General features: G+C 68.2%; 15 protein-coding genes and 1 tRNA gene. 8 read left to right on the top strand and 8 right to left on the bottom strand.

Going from position 1 to position 18,245, the window contains the following annotated elements:
• Window positions 1-43: 43 nt before the first annotated feature.
• Both AC3IPM_RS08760 and kdsA read right to left on the bottom strand, forming a co-directional pair.
• Window positions 44-120 (bottom strand) — tRNA-Arg (locus AC3IPM_RS08760).
• Between the two features lie 92 nt (window positions 121-212).
• On the bottom strand, window positions 213-1,058 hold the full coding sequence (kdsA, locus tag AC3IPM_RS08755) for a 3-deoxy-8-phosphooctulonate synthase (protein WP_489303553.1): 846 nt from the start codon (window positions 1,056-1,058) through the stop codon (window positions 213-215).
• A gap of 223 nt (window positions 1,059-1,281) precedes the next feature.
• On the opposite strand from kdsA, the gene amaB reads away from it, so the two are divergent.
• From amaB to AC3IPM_RS08720, 7 genes are read left to right on the top strand one after another with little or no spacing between them, the layout of a single operon-like run.
• Window positions 1,282-2,814, top strand: coding sequence for an L-piperidine-6-carboxylate dehydrogenase (gene amaB / locus AC3IPM_RS08750; protein WP_489303552.1), 1,533 nt, complete (start codon window positions 1,282-1,284; stop codon window positions 2,812-2,814).
• Window positions 2,814-3,599 carry an SDR family NAD(P)-dependent oxidoreductase gene (locus tag AC3IPM_RS08745; RefSeq protein ID WP_489303551.1) on the top strand — a complete coding sequence of 262 codons (786 nt, stop codon included), beginning with the start codon at window positions 2,814-2,816 and terminating at the stop codon, window positions 3,597-3,599. Before amaB ends, AC3IPM_RS08745 begins: the two co-directional genes overlap by 1 nt.
• 46 nt (window positions 3,600-3,645) lie before the next feature.
• Window positions 3,646-3,930 (top strand): DUF4190 domain-containing protein, encoded by a 285-nt coding sequence (locus tag AC3IPM_RS08740; protein WP_489303550.1) that lies wholly within the window; start codon window positions 3,646-3,648, stop codon window positions 3,928-3,930.
• Window positions 3,931-3,937: 7 nt separating this feature from the next.
• On the top strand, window positions 3,938-4,708 hold the full coding sequence (locus AC3IPM_RS08735; protein ID WP_489303549.1) for a class I SAM-dependent methyltransferase: 771 nt from the start codon (window positions 3,938-3,940) through the stop codon (window positions 4,706-4,708).
• Window positions 4,709-4,717: 9 nt separating this feature from the next.
• Window positions 4,718-5,773 (top strand): quinone-dependent dihydroorotate dehydrogenase, encoded by a 1,056-nt coding sequence (locus tag AC3IPM_RS08730; protein ID WP_489303548.1) that lies wholly within the window; start codon window positions 4,718-4,720, stop codon window positions 5,771-5,773.
• Window positions 5,770-6,819, top strand: coding sequence for a UDP-N-acetylmuramate dehydrogenase (gene murB, locus AC3IPM_RS08725; RefSeq protein ID WP_489303547.1), 1,050 nt, complete (start codon window positions 5,770-5,772; stop codon window positions 6,817-6,819). Before AC3IPM_RS08730 ends, murB begins: the two co-directional genes overlap by 4 nt.
• Before the next feature lie 32 nt (window positions 6,820-6,851).
• A complete protein-coding gene (locus AC3IPM_RS08720; RefSeq protein WP_489304058.1) occupies window positions 6,852-7,739 on the top strand; it encodes a DMT family transporter in 888 nt (295 codons plus the stop codon).
• A 6-nt stretch (window positions 7,740-7,745) separates the two neighbouring features.
• On the opposite strand, the gene AC3IPM_RS08715 is transcribed toward AC3IPM_RS08720, so the two are convergent.
• From AC3IPM_RS08715 to AC3IPM_RS08690, 6 genes are all read right to left on the bottom strand, one after another.
• Complete coding sequence (locus AC3IPM_RS08715) at window positions 7,746-8,849, bottom strand: phosphotransferase enzyme family protein (RefSeq protein ID WP_489303546.1); 1,104 nt, start codon at window positions 8,847-8,849, stop codon at window positions 7,746-7,748.
• 67 nt (window positions 8,850-8,916) lie between these two features.
• On the bottom strand, window positions 8,917-11,118 hold the full coding sequence (locus AC3IPM_RS08710; RefSeq protein ID WP_489303545.1) for an ATP-binding protein: 2,202 nt from the start codon (window positions 11,116-11,118) through the stop codon (window positions 8,917-8,919).
• The gene (locus AC3IPM_RS08705) at window positions 11,115-12,326 is read right to left on the bottom strand and encodes a hypothetical protein (RefSeq protein WP_489303544.1); all 1,212 of its coding nucleotides are present in this window, start codon (window positions 12,324-12,326) and stop codon (window positions 11,115-11,117) included. The genes AC3IPM_RS08710 and AC3IPM_RS08705 overlap by 4 nt, the downstream gene beginning before the upstream one ends.
• An 80-nt stretch (window positions 12,327-12,406) precedes the next feature.
• Window positions 12,407-12,937: a DUF3592 domain-containing protein gene (locus tag AC3IPM_RS08700; protein ID WP_489303543.1), complete on the bottom strand. Its 531-nt coding sequence runs from the start codon at window positions 12,935-12,937 to the stop codon at window positions 12,407-12,409.
• Between the two features lie 168 nt (window positions 12,938-13,105).
• A complete protein-coding gene (locus tag AC3IPM_RS08695) occupies window positions 13,106-13,915 on the bottom strand; it encodes an APH(3') family aminoglycoside O-phosphotransferase (RefSeq protein ID WP_489303542.1) in 810 nt (269 codons plus the stop codon).
• Between the two features lie 56 nt (window positions 13,916-13,971).
• Window positions 13,972-14,493 (bottom strand): helix-turn-helix transcriptional regulator, encoded by a 522-nt coding sequence (locus tag AC3IPM_RS08690; RefSeq protein ID WP_489304056.1) that lies wholly within the window; start codon window positions 14,491-14,493, stop codon window positions 13,972-13,974.
• 590 nt (window positions 14,494-15,083) lie between these two features.
• Between AC3IPM_RS08690 and AC3IPM_RS08685 the strand changes: the two genes are divergently transcribed.
• A complete protein-coding gene (locus AC3IPM_RS08685; RefSeq protein ID WP_489304054.1) occupies window positions 15,084-18,203 on the top strand; it encodes a galactose-binding domain-containing protein in 3,120 nt (1,039 codons plus the stop codon).
• Window positions 18,204-18,245: the final 42 nt, after the last annotated feature.

Raw genomic sequence — 18,245 nt, 5'->3', positions numbered from 1 at the left:
GCTTGCGCAGACACCTCGCAGCCGCAGACAGGTTGGTCATCGATGGTGACCCCGGCCCGATTCGAACGGGCGACCTTCCCCTTAGGAGGGGGACGCTCTATCCAGCTGAGCTACGGGGCCACAGGCTGCACGCGCGATGCGTGCAGCCGTGAAGGATACCCACATTCAGCGGCAGGACCAAGGCCGGGCCTGCGCGCCGGGTATCGACAAACTCAGTTGACGTTGAGTTCGTCGAAGCCCTTGACCAGGTCGTCCACCGCCTTGATCTGGGCCAGGAACGGCTCCAGCGCGGCCAGCGGCAAGGCACTGGGGCCGTCGCAGCGGGCGTGATCCGGATCGCGGTGGGCTTCCAGGAACAGACCGGCCAGACCCAGCGCCATGCCCGAACGGGCCAGCTCGGCGACCTGGCGGCGACGGCCACCGGAGGCTTCGCTGCCCGCGTCGCGGCGCTGCAGGCTGTGGGTGACGTCGAAGATTGCCGGCAGCCCGCCGGTGGATTCGATCATCTCGCGGAAGCCGAGCATGTCCACCACCAGATTGTCGTAACCGAACTGCGCCCCCCGCTCGCACAGGATGATGTTCTCGTTGCCGGCTTCGCGGATCTTGGCAACGATGTGCTTGATCTGGGTCGGGCTGAGGAACTGCGGCTTCTTGATGTTGACCGCACGGCCGGTCTGCGCGATCGCCACCACCAGGTCGGTCTGGCGCGCCAGGAAGGCGGGCAGCTGCAGCACATCGACCACTTCGGCCACCGGCGCGGCCTGTGCCACTTCATGCACATCGGTGATCACCGGCACACCGAAGCGGCGCTTGACCTCTTCGAAGATGCGCAGGCCTTCGTCCAGGCCGACACCGCGGTAGGAATGGATCGAAGAGCGGTTGGCCTTGTCGAACGACGCCTTGAACACATACGGGATGCCCAGCTTGCGGGTCACGTTGGTGAAGTGCTCGGCCGCATGCAGGGTCGAATCCAGGTCTTCCAGCACGTTCAGGCCGCCAAACAGCACGAACGGGAGACGGTTCCCGACGACCACACCTTCTGCAACGGTAACGTTCATTCAGACTCCTGGGGACGAGGCGACCGGGCCACGGCCATGGCCACCCCGGTCAATGCTGCATTCTAGCGGCTGGGACGCTGTGTCGGGGTTGCCGGCCGGCGTCCGGCACTGGCATGGCACGCCGGGTCGGCGCCGGGCGAGGGTCTGCTAAAATCGGCGTTCTGCATGCCGCCCCCCACCCTGCCAGCGGCTGCGCCCTCTTCGTTACGCAACAGGAGTTTGCATGTCCTCTGACCTGCTCAAGGCCCTCGGCCTCGACGCGACCAACGCTGGCACCTACCTTGGCAACGGCGAGTGGTCCACCGCCACCGATGCCGGTGTGATCACCTCGGTGAACCCGACCACCGGTGAGGCCATCGCCCAGGTCTACGCGACCACCCCCGCCGACTACGAAACCATCATCGCGCGCGCCCAGGAAGCCTTCAAGGTCTGGCGCACCACCCCGGCCCCGCGCCGTGGCGAAGCCGTGCGCCTGTGCGGCGAAGCGCTGCGCACGCACAAGGATGCGCTGGGCTCGCTGGTCGCGCTGGAAATGGGCAAGAGCAAGCCCGAAGGCGACGGTGAAGTGCAGGAGATGATCGACATCGCCGACTTCGCCGTGGGCCAGAGCCGCATGCTGTACGGCTACACCATGCATTCCGAGCGCCCGGGCCACCGCATGTACGAGCAGTACCAGCCGCTTGGCCTGGTCGGCATCATCAGTGCGTTCAACTTCCCGGTGGCGGTGTGGGCGTGGAATTCGTTCCTGGCCACCATCTGCGGCGATGTGTGCCTGTGGAAGCCGTCCAACAAGACCCCGCTGACCGCGATCGCCTCGATGAAGATCTGCAACGACGCGCTGCGCGGTGCCGGCTTCCCGGACATCTTCTTCCTGATCAACGATGCCGGCGTGGAGCTGTCCCAGACCATGGTCGCCGACAAGCGCGTGCCGCTGATCAGCTTCACCGGTTCGACCCAGGTCGGCCGTCAGGTCGCCGAGAAGGTCGCCCACCGCCTGGGCCGCTGCCTGCTGGAACTGGGCGGCAACAACGCCATCATCCTGGACGAAACCGCCGACCTGAAGCTGGCCATCCCCGGCATCGTGTTCGGTGCGGTCGGCACCGCCGGCCAGCGCTGCACCACCACGCGCCGGCTGATCGTGCACGAATCCATCCATGACGACGTGCTGGCCACGCTGATCAAGGCCTACAAGCAGGTCGAAGGCAAGATCGGCGACCCGACCGACCCGGCCAACCTGATGGGCCCGCTCAACAGCGACGGCGCCGTGCAGCAGTTCCTGGCGTCCATCGAAAAGGCCAAGGCCAGCGGCGGCACCGTGCAGACCGGCGGCACCCGCATCGACCGCGCGGGCAACTTCGTGCTGCCGGCGATCGTGACCGGGCTGAAGAACAGCGATGAAGTGGTGCAGCACGAAACCTTCGCGCCGATCCTGTACGTGATGAAGTACAGCACCCTGGACGAAGCCATCGACATGCAGAACGGCGTGCCGCAGGGCCTGTCCTCGTCGATCTTCACCACCAACCTGAAAACCGCCGAGCGCTTCCTGTCGGCGGCCGGTTCGGACTGCGGCATCGCCAACATCAACATCGGCACCTCGGGTGCGGAAATCGGTGGCGCGTTCGGTGGCGAAAAGGACACCGGCGGTGGCCGTGAGTCCGGCTCCGATGCCTGGAAGGTGTACATGCGCCGCCAGACCAACACCATCAACTACTCCGACTCGCTGCCGCTGGCCCAGGGCATCAAGTTCGACCTGTGATGGGCAACGCGCCTGAAGCCAGCACCGGCCCGCGCCTGGATTTCAACGGGCGCCGGGTGTTGATCGCCGGTGGCAGCAAGGGCATCGGGCGCGTGATGGCGTTGGCGTTTGCTTCGGCAGGCGCCGACGTCTCGGTCTGCGCACGCGGTGAGCCCGGGCTTGCCGCGCTGCGTGCGGAGGCACAGGCGTTGGGGCGGTCGCTGCATACCCGCAGCACCGACCTGTCGGTCCTTGACGACATCGGCGCATGGCTGGCCGATGCCGCGCAGGCACTGGGCGGCATCGATGTGCTGGTCAACAACGCCACCGGCTACGGCATGAACGACGATGAGGCCGGCTGGGAGGCCAGCCTCACCATCGATCTGATGGCGGCGGTGCGTGCGTCACGGTTGGCGCTGCCGTGGCTGCAGCAGTCCAACGACGCCTGCATCCTCAACCTGGCCTCGATCGCGGCGCAGCAGCCGCGTCCGGGCGGTGCGCCCTACGCGGCCGCCAAGGCCGCGCTGATGCACTACACCACCTCCCAGGCCTTGGCGCTGGCCCCGCAGCGGATCCGCGTCAATGCCATCGCCCCGGGCTCGATCGAATTCGAGGACGGGCTGTGGGCACGCCGCCGCGAGCAGGACCCCACGCTGTACCACGCCACCTTGGCGAAGATTCCGTTTGGCCGCTTCGGGGAACCGCAGGCGATCGCCAACGCGGCCTTGTTCCTGTGCTCGCCGCTGGCAAGCTGGATCACCGGGCATACCTTGAATGTCGACGGCGGCCAGGTGTTGATGGGCTAATCCGGGCACAAGCACTATCATGGGCGCTCTGCCCAGGAGGACCCGGATGCACCAGCCCCCCCGCCAGACCAGTGCGCTGGCCGTGGTCAGCCTGATCACCGGCATCCTCGGCTGGACCGCCATGCCCTTCCTCGGCAGCCTGCTGGCGATCATCACCGGGCACATGGCCCGCGCCGAGCTGCGCCGCCGCCCGCTTGAGCTGGAAGGCGACGGCATGGCCGTAGCCGGCCTGATCCTGGGCTGGGTGGTGGTGATCGGCAGCCTGCTGGCGATTGTGATCCTTCTCTTGTTCTTCGGCGGCCTGGCCTGGCTGGTCGCCATCAATTCGTGAGGTGCGCATGAGCCGCCCGGATTCGACCGAACGCTTCAGCAGCCGCGTCGCCGACTACGTCCGCTACCGTCCCGATTATCCGCCGGCCCTGCTGGACTGGCTGCATCACGATATCGGTGTCCCCACCGAAACGCTGGTGGCCGATATCGGTGCCGGCACCGGCATCTCCACCCGCCTGTTCCTGGCCGCCGGCCACCCGGTGATTGCGGTGGAACCCAATGCCGCCATGCGCACCGCGGCCGAACAGTGGCTGGCCCCGGACTACCTGCGCCTGAAGCTGGTCGAAGGCACCGCCGAGGCCACCACCCTGGCCCAGGACAGTGTCGGCCTGGTCGCCGCCGCCCAGGCCTTCCACTGGTTCGACACCACGGCGGTGCGCCGCGAATGGGCGCGCATCCTGCACCCGGGCGGAATGGCGCTGGTGTTCTGGAACTCGCGCCTGCTCGATGCCTCGCCGTTCCTGGTCGGCTACGAGCAGCTGCTGCTGGAGTTCGGTACCGACTACACCGAGGTCGCCGAACGCTATCAGGACGACGACACCATGCGCGCCTGGTACGGCGAGGGCCTGCGCGGGACCGCGTGCCTGCCGAATGTACAGCGCATGGATTTCGACGGCCTGCGCGGACGTCTGCTGTCTTCCTCCTACGCCCCGCAGGCGGGGCATCCGCGGCATGCTCCGATGCTGCTGGCGCTGCGCCAGCTGTTCGACGCCCATGCCCAGGACGGCCACATCGCCTTTGAATATCAAACCCGTGCCTTCATCGGCACGCTGGACTGACTGGACACCATGTATTCGCTTGCCCGCCCCTTCCTGTTCTGCCTGGACGCCGAACGCGCCCACGGTCTCGGCCTGAGTGCCCTCGAGCTGGCCTACCGCACCGGCACCACGCCGCTGCTGGGCAGCCGCATCGCGCCGATGCCGACCAAGGCCTTCGGCCTGGACTTCCCCAACCCGGTCGGCCTGGCCGCCGGCCTGGACAAGAATGGCGAGCACATCGATGCACTGCTGGCGCTGGGCTTCGGCTTCGTCGAAATCGGCACCATCACCCCGCGCCCGCAGGTGGGCAATCCCAAGCCGCGGCTGTTCCGGCTGCCGGCCCACCAGGCCATCATCAACCGCATGGGCTTCAACAACCTGGGCGTGGATGCGCTGGTGCGCAATGTCGAACGCGCCAAGCGCCGCAACGGGCTGCTCGGCATCAACATCGGCAAGAACAAGGACACCCCCAACGAGCAGGCGTTCGACGACTACCAGCACTGCCTGCAGAAGGTGTACCCGCTGGCCGACTACATCACCGTCAACATCTCCTCGCCCAATACCGCCGGGCTGCGCGAGCTGCAGGAAGAAACCGCGCTGCGCCAGCTGGTCTCGCAGCTGCGCGACAGCCAGGAAGACCTGGCCGCCAAGCACGGTCGCCGCGTGCCGATGCTGGTCAAGGTGGCCCCGGACCTGAGCGATCGCGACATCGATGCCGCTGCGCGCGTGCTGGGTGAACTGAAGGTCGACGGCGTGATCGCCACCAACACCACCATCGACCGCAGCGCGGTGGCCAACGACCCGCATGCCAAAGAAGCCGGCGGCCTGTCCGGTGCGCCGCTGCTCGGCCAATCCACCCTGGTGCTGCGCCGCCTGCGCGCGCGGCTGCCCGAATCCATGCCGCTGATCGGCGTCGGCGGCATCCAGTCCGGTGCCGATGCGGTGGCCAAGATGGCGGCCGGTGCGGCGTTGGTGCAGTGCTACAGCGGCCTGATCTTCCGTGGCCCGGCCTTGGTGCAGGACTGCGTGGAGGCGATCCGTCGCCGCCGCGAAGCCCCCAGCCGCGGCGCGGTGGCCCCCCTATGAGTAATGCAATGCCTGCCTGGACCCTGACCGAAAACGCCTCGCTGAAGGCGCTCAACACCTTCCACGTCGAGGCTACCGCCGCGCAGCTGCTGGAGGTGTTCGACCCCGACGCGCTGCCGGAGGTGCTCGCACTGCCGCAGGTGGCCGGGCAGCCGCTGCTGGTGCTGGGCAGCGGCAGCAACGTGCTGATCGCCGCCGATGTGGAGGGCACCGTGCTGGTGTTCGCCAACCGCGACATCCAGATTCTCGAACACCGTGCCGACCACACCGTGGTCCGCGCCGGTGCCGGGGTGAATTGGCATGGGCTGGTGATGTGGTCGCTGCAGAATGGCCTGTCCGGGCTGGAGAACCTGGCGCTGATCCCCGGCACCGCCGGCGCCGCGCCGATCCAGAACATCGGCGCCTATGGCGTGCAGGTCGATGAGTTCATCCAGGCCGTGGATGCGTGGGACCGCGACACCGGCGAGTGGGTTCGCTTCGATACCGAGGCCTGCCAGTTCGGCTACCGCGACAGCCTGTTCAAACAGGCGCCGGACCGTTACCTGATCACCGCCATCGAACTGCGCCTGCCGCTGCTGCACGCCCTGCGCCTGGGCTATGCCGGCATCACCGAGGAAATGCAGGCGATGGGTGTGGAGCTGCCGGTCGCCGCCGATGTCGCCAATGCAGTGATCACCATCCGTCAGCGCAAGCTGCCCGACCCGGATGTGCTCGGCAACGCCGGCAGCTTCTTCAAGAACCCGGTGCTGCCGCTGGAGCAGGTGGACGTGCTGCTGCAGCACTTCCCCGACCTGCCGGTGTACCCGGCCGACCAGGACAACCGACGCAAGCTGTCGGCGGCCTGGATGATCGAGGCCTGCGGCTGGAAGGGCTTCCGCGACGGCGATGCCGGCGTGGCGCCGAGCCATGCGCTGGTGCTGGTCAATTACGGCAGCGCCAGCGGCGAACAGCTGCTGGCGCTGGCGCGACAGATCTCGGCCTCGGTGCTGGAGAAGTTCGGCGTACCCATCGAACCGGAGCCGCGCCTGATCGGCGCCCAGTGGTGACCCCACCGCTGGCCCTGCCCGCGCCGACGCCGATGCGTGCGGCGCTGCTGATGCTCGGCAGCACCCTGGCGTTCGGCTTCATGGCGGTGGCGATCCGCTTCGCCACCGCACACGTGCCAACCCAGGAAGTGGCGTTCTTCCGCAACGCCTTCGGCCTGCTCGCGCTGCTGCCGATGCTTATCCGCCCCGGTCGTTCACCGCTGAAAACCCAGCAGCTGCCGCGCTATTTCCTGCGCAGCGCGATCGGGCTGGCCTCGATGCTGTGCGGGTTCTGGGCGATCGGCCACCTGCCGCTGTCGCAGGCCATCTCGCTGTCCTATTCCACGCCGCTGTTCGTCACCATCGCCGCGGTGTTGTGGCTGGGCGAGACCGTGCGCATGCGCCGCTGGGCGGCGGTGATCATCGGCTTCATCGGCGTGCTGATCATTGTGCGGCCCGGCTCGGACAGCTTCACCCCCGGCACGCTGGTGGCGGTGCTGGCCGCGGTAATGAGCTCACTGGTGGCGATCCAGATCAAGCAGCTCACCCGCGTCGACGGCGCCGATACGGTGGTGTTCTACACCTACGTGTTCTGGGTGCCGCTGTCGCTGGTGCCAGCGCTGTTCGTATGGGTCTGGCCGGCCGGTATCGCCTGGCTGTGGCTGGCGGCGACCGGCCTGTTCGGCACCATCGGCCAGCTGCTGTGGACGCGGGCCCTGCGCCTGGGTGAAGTCTCGGCGCTGACCCCGATCAGCTTCATGCAGCTGCCCCTGGTCAGCCTGTTCGGCTGGCTGCTGTTCAATGAAACCGTCGACCGCTGGACCGTGCTCGGAGCCAGCATCATCCTGGCCGCCAACGCCTATATCGCGCATCGCGAAGCAGTATTGTCACGGCGTGCGGCCAGCGAGGCCGCCAGCGCCGGGGCCAAACCGGGCGAATAACGCCGGTCAGCCGGCCCGTGCGCGTGCGGCGGCGTCCGCGCGTGCGGCCGCATCCACCACGTTGCCCGGCGCGAACTGCTCGTCCATGTGGCGCAGAGCCTGCAGCCGCTGCGAGGGTGGCCGTGCCGCTGCCCCCGGTTCCAGCAGCAGGTCGTGGAATTCCTGCACGTCGTGCAGGATCCGCCAATGCCGGTAGTAGGCCAGCCGCGCGGTATTGATATGCACCGCGCCGTAGCCCTCACGGAAGCGCGGTGGATCCTCGCGGCCCCAGCGCCCGCCCACCCCGGCACCGACGAACATCAGGTCGCGTTCGCGCGGCGCCAGCATCATGTCGTCCCAGTCGATCAGGCTCAATCCGCCATCGGCGCGCAACAGCAGGTTGCCGGCATGCAGGTCGCCATGACACAGCACCCGCGACAACGGCTGCCCTTCCAGGCGTTCGCGCAGCGCGACGCAGCGCTGCCACACCTCCAGGATGCGGGGCCGGTGCTGGCGCCACGAGCGCAGGTACTGTTCGGCGAGCGCATCAGGCGTCGGCCAGCGCGCATCGCCGCGCTGCAGCCATGCCCCTACCCGCTCCACCGCGGTGTCATCGTCAAAACCCGGCTGGGCCAGCCCGGCCTGCAGTGCATCGGGCAAGCGCGCGTCGTGCACGTGGCGCAGCACCCGGCCGAGCCGCTGCCATTGCGGCGGCGACAACGCCGACTCGAAACCGGATTGTCCTTCGACATAGCCGAACAGGGTCCATTGCAGGCCCGCCGCGCACAGCGAAGGGGCACCTTCCAGGGTCGGATGCGGGGCGGCCACTTCCTCCAGCCCCAGCGTCTGGCGCAGGTACTGCAGCACCTCCCAGACCGCATCTGCCACCGCATAGCGGCGGCACTTCAGCCACCAGCGGCCGCCGTCGATCGCATGGATCTGGTACACCGTGGCACCGGCATCGGCCCCGGTCGGGCGCTGGATCACGGTCGCCGGCTGCACGCCCCAGGCGGTGGCCAGCACCGCGCCGATCTGCGAAGAGGACAGGTCCTGTGGATGCAGCATCACTCCGCCGTCGTGCACGAACAGGCTGTCACTATCGCAGAATCGTGCGCAATGACACAGCGACATGCGTCACGTCGTGACGCTTTCCACACTTTTCGAGCAGCGCCGCAGACGACCGTCGCCGTCCGCCGCCTCAGCTCGACGTGGCGGCCGCCATCGCCTGCAGTTCGCGCTGCTGCAGCGCCTGCGCCTCTTCCAGCTGGAACTGGGTAGCGAACAGCGGCACCGCAAACACGAAGCGGGGGCCGTCGTCCTCGCGCCGGATCACGTAGGCCAGCTGCAGTCGCGCCAGCGCCCGCCGCAGCGCTTCGGGATCCACCACCACCGCTGCCGCATCGAACCCCGCCAGCAACTCTTCCAGGCTGACCCCACGTGCCCCGCTCGCTGCCAGCTGCGCGCACGCCACGCGGTACACCACGATCCGATCCAGCCGGCACGCCAACGGGTCGGGACTCAAGCGCGCCCAACCGGCCAGCGCGTCGAACACAGGCTCGGAGACCAAGGCCGCATGCAGCTGCGCCGCATCGATCAATCGCTGGCCGCGGCCCAACTGCCCCAGCAACTGCTGGCACACGATCGCCACCAGGTTGGCACGCCGGCCGCAGGCGGCCACCAGTTGCTGCGGCAACGGCGCGGCCGCGAAGTGCACGCCCAGCCGCGCCATCGGCTCGGTGGCCAGTGCCTGGCAGGCCGCCTCCTCGAGCCCGCCGACATGGATCACCTCACCGAAGTTGCGCAGCGGCGAGGCGAAATCCAGGGTCACCGCTTCGTACAGATCCCAGAACCCGGCGAGCATGAAATGACAGCGGCCCTCCTCACTGATCGCGCGCAGCGCCGCCAACTGCGGATAGCCCTGTGCGGCCTCGTCGCGCAGGAACAGGTCGGTTTCATCGATCAGCAGGAGCACCCGGCGGCCCTGCGCACGCGCGGCCAGCGCCGCCACCAGCGCATCGATGCCGGTGTCTTCCGCCATCTCCAGCGCGGCCGCCAGGCGCACGGTCAGGCGATGGTCGCGCAGTGACAGATAGCAGCAGTGCACGCGCGGGTGGCCGACGAACCGGCGTTCGATCGCCTTCATCAAACTGGTCTTGCCCAGTTGCCGCCCGCCGACCAGCAGGTAGTTGCCCGGCTCACGATTGAGCACCCGCGCCAGCAGCGATTCACGGCCGAAGAACGCCGCCGGCCGGGTGATCCCGCCATGGGTCTGGTACGGCGAAATACGGGTCACTTTCAGCTGCTGCGCCAACAGGCCGACCAGCTGCGCCTGCGCGCCGGGCTGCAGCAGCCAGCGGGTCTGCGCGGCCTGCTCCAGGCAGACGCACAGATTGGCCGGGTCCTGCGCATAGGCCATCAACGCCGCATCGGCCGCCACGGTGGGGCTGACCACCAGCACCACGTCCTGGCCGTTGGGCATGCCACGCAGCTGCTGCACGATCATCTCGCCCGCCAGCTGCGGATCCGGCAGGTACAGCCACAGCCGTTCCAATGCCAGCGGCAGGGTCTCCGGCAGTCGCCACTCACGCACGCTGCCGGGCAAGGTCCAGTCGTGTGCCTCGGTTTCGGTCGCCCCCACCCGTGCCGCCAACGCGGCCGCCTGCTGTGCGGGCGAACCCAGCGGTTGCCGCACGGCCTCACGCCAGCGCACCGTCGCCACCCCCGCCTCGCGCAGCACCCGCTCACGCAGGCGCAGCCAGCCCAGTTGCCGGTCCAGCCGTGGCAGCACCTGCAGCGGTTGCGCGAACAACTGCCGCGGCGTGCGCACGACAGCGGCCACCGCCGGACGCAGCCGATACCAGAGCAGACCCAGCACCGTCAGCACGATGCCGGCCAGCACCAGCACCAGCGTCATCCAGTCGCCCGGGGTCCATGCCGAGCGCGCGCGGCACTCCGGCGGCAGCCAGCGCGACGGCGGCGCGGGCGTACCGGCCTCGCATCGCCAGTGCTGCCGCTGCGGATCCAGGGTCAACTGCAGCGCGGTTCCCGGCAGCCCGGTATGCGCCGGAAAGCGCTCGGTGAAGCGCAGCCGCAGCACCCAGGGCGCGGGCAGCTCGGCCTGCAGCACGGCATCGGCCGGATCATGCACACCGGGCACCTGCACGTGTGTCGGCCACTGTTCGGTCTGCAGCCACGCCACCAGCGCCTCCTCGCGCAGGAACATCATGTCGGTGCGCGCCTGCTGCATCAGCATCATGCTGTCGCCGTCGCGATGAATCCGCCAGGCTACCCATGGGTTCAACATCGGCGCGAACAACAGGCTGACCAGAAACCAGGTCAGCCCGGCGATCAGCAGCAGCCGCCATCCCCGCCAGCGCAGCAGTGCTGCGGCCGTGCTCATGTCGGCAGCTCGGCGAGGCTGTCGATGACCTGGCGCGCCGCGCGTCGGATCGCGTCGCAGCGCCATTCCAGCCAGGCACCGTCGGCATGTGTCCGCGCGACCAGCAGGTTGTTCCAATACAACTCCCGCAGCAGCGGATCCACCAGGTAGGGGCGCGCAGGCGCCAGCCGTGGCCGCGCCAACCAGCCTTCCACCGCCACCCGCGCCGCGGGCTCGCGCAGCAGCGGCAGCAGCGCCTCCCACAAACGCGGATGGGTGGAAAGCGTGGCAATGACCGCCTCGTCATCCAGCCCGGCATCGGCCAGCAGCACCAGCGCGGCCTGCGCCAGCAACGGATGGCCACCGGACAGATGCAGCGCGCGGGTCAGCGTATACGCAGGCAGCGCGTGCCGACTGCTGCGCTGCAGGTCTTCGCTGCCCAGCTCCGGCCAGCTCTCGCTGGCGGCAATGTTGAGCAACGACAGATCGCCGCCCTGGTATTTCAGATCGGCCAGCGCCGCGCCCCCGCAGATGAGCAGGTGCAGCTTGCCGCTGTACATCTCGCTGAGGCTGCGCAGGATGCCGGCCAGCACGTCGCGCGGCCCCGCAGCGCCCTGCTCGAAGCGGCTGACCAGGCAGAACAGCGCCCCGGGTTGCTGCAGCCGTCGCGCCAGCGCCGCCTCGAATCCGGCGTCGGAGGTTACCCCCTCCAGGCCGCATTGCGCGGCCAGCAGCGCGAAATAAGCCTGGTCGCCATCATCCGTACGGAACGGCGGCTGCAGGTGCAGCACGCGCTCGCTCCCGTAGCGGGTGGTGGCTTCGGCCAGGATCGCCTCGCGCTCCGGCGGCTGGCCCCAATGCGCCTGGGTCAGCAGCAGGCTGACCGGATAGGGTCGCAGCTGCTGCAAGCGATCAAACAACTGCAGCACCGTGGACGGAATCGGCTGCGCGGACGCCGCTGCGGGCGCAGGCGCATCCGGTTCCACCGGAAACTCCGGCTCGAACCCGGCCGCGCGCAGCAGCGCATTGCACTCGGCCTCGGTCAGCCGCAGGTAATTGGCACAGGCCAGCACGCGGTCACGGTGGCGGCGGCTCGGCAGCGAGGCGCCCGAGCGCCAGTTGTTGACCGCCTCGCGGCTGATGCCGATCTCGGCGGCCACCCCACCCGCGCTGGCGCGGATCCGGCGCATATGGCGTGACAACTGATCCGCGAACTCCGGGGCAGGCATGGGAAAGGACCAGAACGGGTGGGAATCGGCCACCCTACCGTGGCCGGATCGGCTGTCAACCAGAGGTTTCATCGGCCGCCTCAGGACAGCGGCATTGCCGGCAGCGCGCGCCGCACGAACAGCTTGCGGGTGAGCAGCAGGTGCACCACGAACATCAGCAGCGCCATCAGCGCCAGCGCCACCAGCAGCCGGCCGAGCACGGCGCCCAACCCCTTCTGGTTCTGCAGGCGCTGCACACGCTCGAAACGCGACGGGTCGTTGCGTGCGTAGGCAATCGTCACCTGCGCCTGCTCGCCCAGATACGCTGCCGCGTTGGCCTCGGAGGTGGTGAAGCGCCCGTCGTGGGCCACCCCGTTGGCTTCGAACCGATAGCGGAAGTGGTAGTCGTGGGTAACCCGGCCCCGGCGGCCGTGCTGCTCCTCGATGTTGTCCAGCTGCACCGGCACCTGCACGGTCACGGCATCCTTGAGGATGGCCTGTGCCTGGCGATAGCCACCCAGCACGGAGATCGCGAACACCGCGGCGATGCCCACGAAGGCGATGGCGCACAGCCAGCGCGACGCGCGGGTCAGCTGTGCATGCGCGGTATCGGATACTGGAATGCGGATCATGGTGTTCCCCGGTCGACATGGTGGCCAGCAGCAGGTCGGCGCTGGCTTCGGGGAAAGTGTGTGCAATCACGTGCGGGTGCGGAATCACCGCGCCGTCAAGTTCGCGCCTGCGTTGCTTGACGATGCGTCAAGCACTACAGGGCGAAGGGCGATTTGATCAACGCACGCTCAGAACAACTCGTCGAGCAGCCGGTGGAACGCCAGCCGCTGCGGGTCGGGTGCCATGCCATAGTGCGCAAAGAACGGCTGCACCCACGCCTCACCCAGGGTGTCGGCGATGCTGCGCGCGGCCAATGCCAGATCCTGGTGGCGATCGGCCACGCCGGCACGGCCGCAATCGATGAAACCGCTGAAGCGGCCCTTCTCGGCGATCAGGTTGGGCAGACACGCATCGCCGTGGGTGACCACCAGATCAAACGTGTCGGGCGCTGTCGCCTGCAGTGCGGCCAGCACCTGCCCGGCGGATTGTCCGATGCGTTCGTCATCGAAATCCTCCTCGTCGACAAGGCCCGCCTGCACCCGCGCGGCAGCTATTCCCAGTCGCAACGGCAAGCGCTGATCGAACGGGCACGCCTCCACCGGTATCTGGTGCAGGCAGCGCAACGCGTCGGCCACAAGGGCGACCACGTGTGCCGGTGCCAACGCGGGCGAAGAAGCAAGGTCCACGCCACTCAGCGCCGTCATCAGCAGCCAGTGCCGCCCGCCCTCCTCCCGCGCATCCAGCACGCGGGCCGCTGCTACCCCCTGCTGTTCCAGCCAGCGCAACCGCGCCACTTCGCCGGGAAGTTCGCTGAAGCCATCGGCGTGTTCGGACTTGAGGAAGCAGACGGATCCATCCTCGCGCTGCACCCGAAACACATCCGCGGAGGAGGCACCGATCGCCTGCGCGGTGATGCGCGCAGCCGCCAAGGGGACTTCCCACGCGGAGGGAAGCATCAGGCCAGCGTCGTTCAGTGCACTGTGGGCAGAGGGATTCATGACCGTGAGGCTGTGGCCGCTGCAATGGAAACACAAGGGCTATCCGACCTGAGAGCTCAACCCACGAGTACATCCAGCGCTTCCACCGAGCCGCGCGAAAGCCGCCGCCCCTCTTTGGCCAGATTGATCTGCAATGCCGCACACGACACCTCCAGCACCCCATCGGCCAGCCCATAGCCACGCCCCTGCAACCAGACCAGCACGTCGGCCAGGTGCCAGAGGGACGCGCTACCTTCGTGCATCGGGGCGGGGAAACTCGCGGAATGGGCCAGCATCAGCTTGCGCATGTTCTGCCGGGAAACTCCCACGATCTGCGCCACATCGGTCAAACCCACCAGGTCTGGCGTGACCTCGATCAAGCTGGCCGTCGGCACTGCGCTGCGCACATCCGCCAGCGCGCTGTAAACAGCGATTTCGGCGCTGTCGGCAACGCGGGTGAACGCGAGTGCCAGCCGGCCTGGCAGGCCGACACCGACCAGCGCGTCGTCGCAGCCGGCCTCGCCCAGACGCTCTACCAACGCCTGCGGATCTACATCCGCTTCGGCCAACTGGTACTTCAAGGTGAAGGTGTATTCCATCGTGTTACTCCTTGCCGGCGCGCTGCCTGCGATGTGCAACGCAGTTGTCCACGACGCGTTTAATCGCCTGCGCATGATTGCCTGGGCTACGCGGTGTACTCCAGACACTGGAGATACAGAACTCGCCGCATCGACATTCCCGATCGTTGAATGGGCAATACAGCCGCCCCCACGCATGGCCACTGCAGACCTCAACCCGCCAGCCGTGTTGCTCGGCATAGCGAATGATCGCTTCGACCTCCTTCTTCGGGTGCACGGGACGAGCCATCCACAGTCTCCAGTCTGGACACAACACTGAATGTTGTCAACTGACAACCGGCAAAATTGGTACGGTCGACTGACAGGCGAGAGATCGGCCGTGCTGAACCGTGTTCGATCCTGACCCGGCCCTGTTCCCGCCCGCCATTCCGCCTTGCCTGATCCGTGAACTGCTCGCGGGTTCAGCGAAGACCGTGTCAGCGAACGTGACGCCGCTCGCGTCCAGATGCCGCCACGCGGGCAACTCAGATATTGCGACGCGTCATGTAAACGATTACATCCCCTGCTAGCGTTGGCCCTACCTCATGTCGAGGGTTGCCGAGGAGAGCTGGATGGGGTTGCCTGCCAATCGCTGGACTGTCCCGCGCACGCCTGCGCACCGCGTCGCGCGTGCCCTGCTTCTGCCGGCCGTGATGCTGGCGGTGACCGTTTCGGCCCAGAACCTGCCCCCACGCAGCCAATGGCAGGCCAGCAGCTCCTCGCAGCAGGTGCCGGCCATGGCGGTCAGCCACCTCATCGATGGCAACCCGAAGACGGTCACCGGTGGCGCCTTCAGCCCCGGCCACTGGTTCCAGGTGGACCTCGGCAAGCCCGCGTCGCTCAGCGGTGCGCGGATCACCTGGGATGTCTCCAATCCGGAGGGCTACCGCCTGCAGACCTCGCTGGACGGCAAACAGTGGCAGCCGGCGTACACCATGGCCGACTCGCTGGGCGGCATCGAAACCCTGTTCTTCGCCCCGCGCCAGGCCCGCTACCTGCGCCTGGCCAGCCCGGACCGCACCTCCGATTGGGGCGTCTCCATCTTTGAACTGGAGCCCTTGGACAGCACCACCAGCGCGCAGGTATCCGGACTCACCACCTCGCAGGCCGCCGCGCTGTGGCAAGGGGGCGACGCGGTCTCCCTTCCGATCCTCAAGAGCAACACGCACGCGCTCGACATCGCCCTGCCCCGCCCGCAGCCCACCACCGGGCTGGTGGTGGAGTGGGCCGGCGCGCACGGCGCAGCGCGATTGCAGGTACAGGACACGCACGGTGCCTGGAGCGAGTTGGCCACCGACCCGCAGGCCGGCAGCCGCCAGCAGAGCTGGTTGGCCGGCAACGCGCCGGTGACGGCCAAGGCGCTGCGCCTGAGCGTGGACGGTGCCGCACCGCAGATCAAGCGCGTCCGCCTGCTCGGTCCGGCAGCGGTGATGACGCCGATGAAGCGTTACCAGATTGCCGCCAGCGGCGCGCAGCGCACCCTGTTCCCGGCGTCGCTGCACCTGCAGCAGACTTACTGGACCGCCGTTGGCGTGCATGCCGGCCGGCAGAAATCGATCTTCGATGAGTACGGCAACATCGAAGCCTACAAGGGCGCACCGCTGGTGCAGCCGATCTGGCGCAATGCCGACGGCAGCGCCGCCGGTGCCGCCGACCGCCCCGTGCGCCATGCACTGCGCGACGGTTGGAAGCCGATGCCCACCGCGGCGTGGTCGCCACAACCCGGGCTGGAACTGGACAGCGAGGCATTCGCGGTTGAACTCAGCGGCCAGCCGGTCACCTTCGTGCGCCACCGCCTGCGCAACACCGGCAGTACGCCGGTGGACGGCACCTTGAACCTGGCCGTGCGGCCGATGCAGATGAACCCGCCGTGGCAGAACGGCGGGCTCTCGCCGATCCGCGACATCGCGGTGGCGGACAACAGCGTGCGCATCAACGGCCGCACCTTGCTGCAGTCGCTGACCCCGGTGGACGCCGCCGGTACCGCCGCGTTCGGCCCCGATGGCAGCACCGAAATCACCGCGGCCATCGCCAGTGGCACCCTGCCCACTGCGCGGCAGGCACACGATGCCGATGGCCTGGCTGCCGCCGCCTTGGCCTACCGCATCCAGTTGGCGCCCGGTGCCAGCCGCTCGGTGGTGCTGGTGTTCGCGCTTGGCACCGCGGCAACCGCAGTCGACGGCAGCTTGCCGCAGGCCCCTGACCTGGCCCTGGGCGATCTGCCCCGCGATGCGGATGCCCTCTACGAAACGCTCGCCAAGCGTGCCTCCGCCGACTGGCAGGCCCGGCTCGGCCAGGTCGGCCTGCGTCTGCCCGATCCTTCCTTGGTGGACATGCTGCGCGCGCAGGCCGCCTACATGCTGATCAACCAGACCGGCCCGGCCATGCAACCCGGCCCGCGCAACTACAACCGCTCCTTCATCCGCGATGGCATGGCCACCTCGGCGGTGCTGCTACGCATGGGCGAACGCCAGGTCGCGCGCGATTACCTGGCCTGGTACAGCGAACACGGCGTGCATGCCAACGGCCTGGTCTCGCCGATCCTCAACGACGACGGCAGCGTCAACACCGGCTTCGGCTCGGACATCGAATACGACAGCCAGGGCCAGTACATCGCGCTGGTCGCCGACGTCGCGCGCCTCGACGGCGGCCCCGAATCGGTGCGTGCCTATCTGCCCAAGGTGAAGGCGGCCATGCGCTTCCTGCAGGAACTGCGCGAGCGCACCCTGGTGCCCGGTTACATGGCCAGCCAGCCTGCACCGGAGCGCTTCGCCGGCATCCTCGCGCCCTCGATCAGCCACGAAGGCTACCCCTCGCCCACCCACAGCTACTGGGACGACTACTGGGGCCTGAAGGGCTGGCATGACGGCGCGTGGCTGGCCGAATCGCTGGGCGATCACGAAACCGCTGCGTGGGCACGCGCGCAGTACACCGCCCTGCACGATGCACTGGCGGCCTCGATCCGCGCGACCATGGCGTGGAAGGGCATCGACTTCATTCCTTCCTCGGCCGACCTCGGCGACGGCGACCCCACCGGCGTCTCCATCGCACTCGACCCCACCGGCGCGCAGGACGTACTGCCTGCCGAAGCACTGCGCACCACCTTCGCGCGTTACCTGGACGATGTGCGCAAGCGCAACCAGCCTGGCGCGTTGTACGCCTACACCCCGTATGAAATCCGCAACGTGCTCAGCTATGTGCACCTGGGCCAGCCCGCAGCCGCCGACGAGTTGCTGCAAGGTCTGTTGCACGACCGCCGCCCACTGGAGTGGCAGGTGCTGGCCGAAGTGGTGCATTCACGCCTGCGCTTCCCGCGCTACCTCGGCGACATGCCGCATACCTGGATCGGCGCGGAGTATGGCCGCACGTTGTTCGGCATGTTGATGCGCGAAGACGATGATGCGCTGTCGCTGTTGCCGGGTACGCCGCCGTCGTGGGTGGCCGGTGAGGGGCTGGCGATTGATCGCCTGCCCACCGCGTACGGCACGTTGCAGCTGCAGGCAAAGCAGCGTGACGGCACCCTGCAGCTGACGCTGGGCCAGGGTCTGCGCAAGGGCACCGCTGTGCGGGTGTGGTGGCCGGCACGGACGCGCCCGGCGGAAGTGCGGGTGGATGGGCGTATGGTGCGCGACTACGACGATCAGGGCGTGCTGCTGAAGCAGCCGTTCCGTCAGCTGGAGGCGCGTTGGTAGGCCAACTGCCGGCTGCAACCAACAAGGGCGCCGTTCGGCGCC

The sequence above is a fragment of the Stenotrophomonas sp. GL_111 genome (assembly GCF_057835245.1).
The sequence above is the reverse complement of the archived record's forward strand: the minus strand, read 5'-3'. Positions and strand labels throughout refer to the sequence as shown.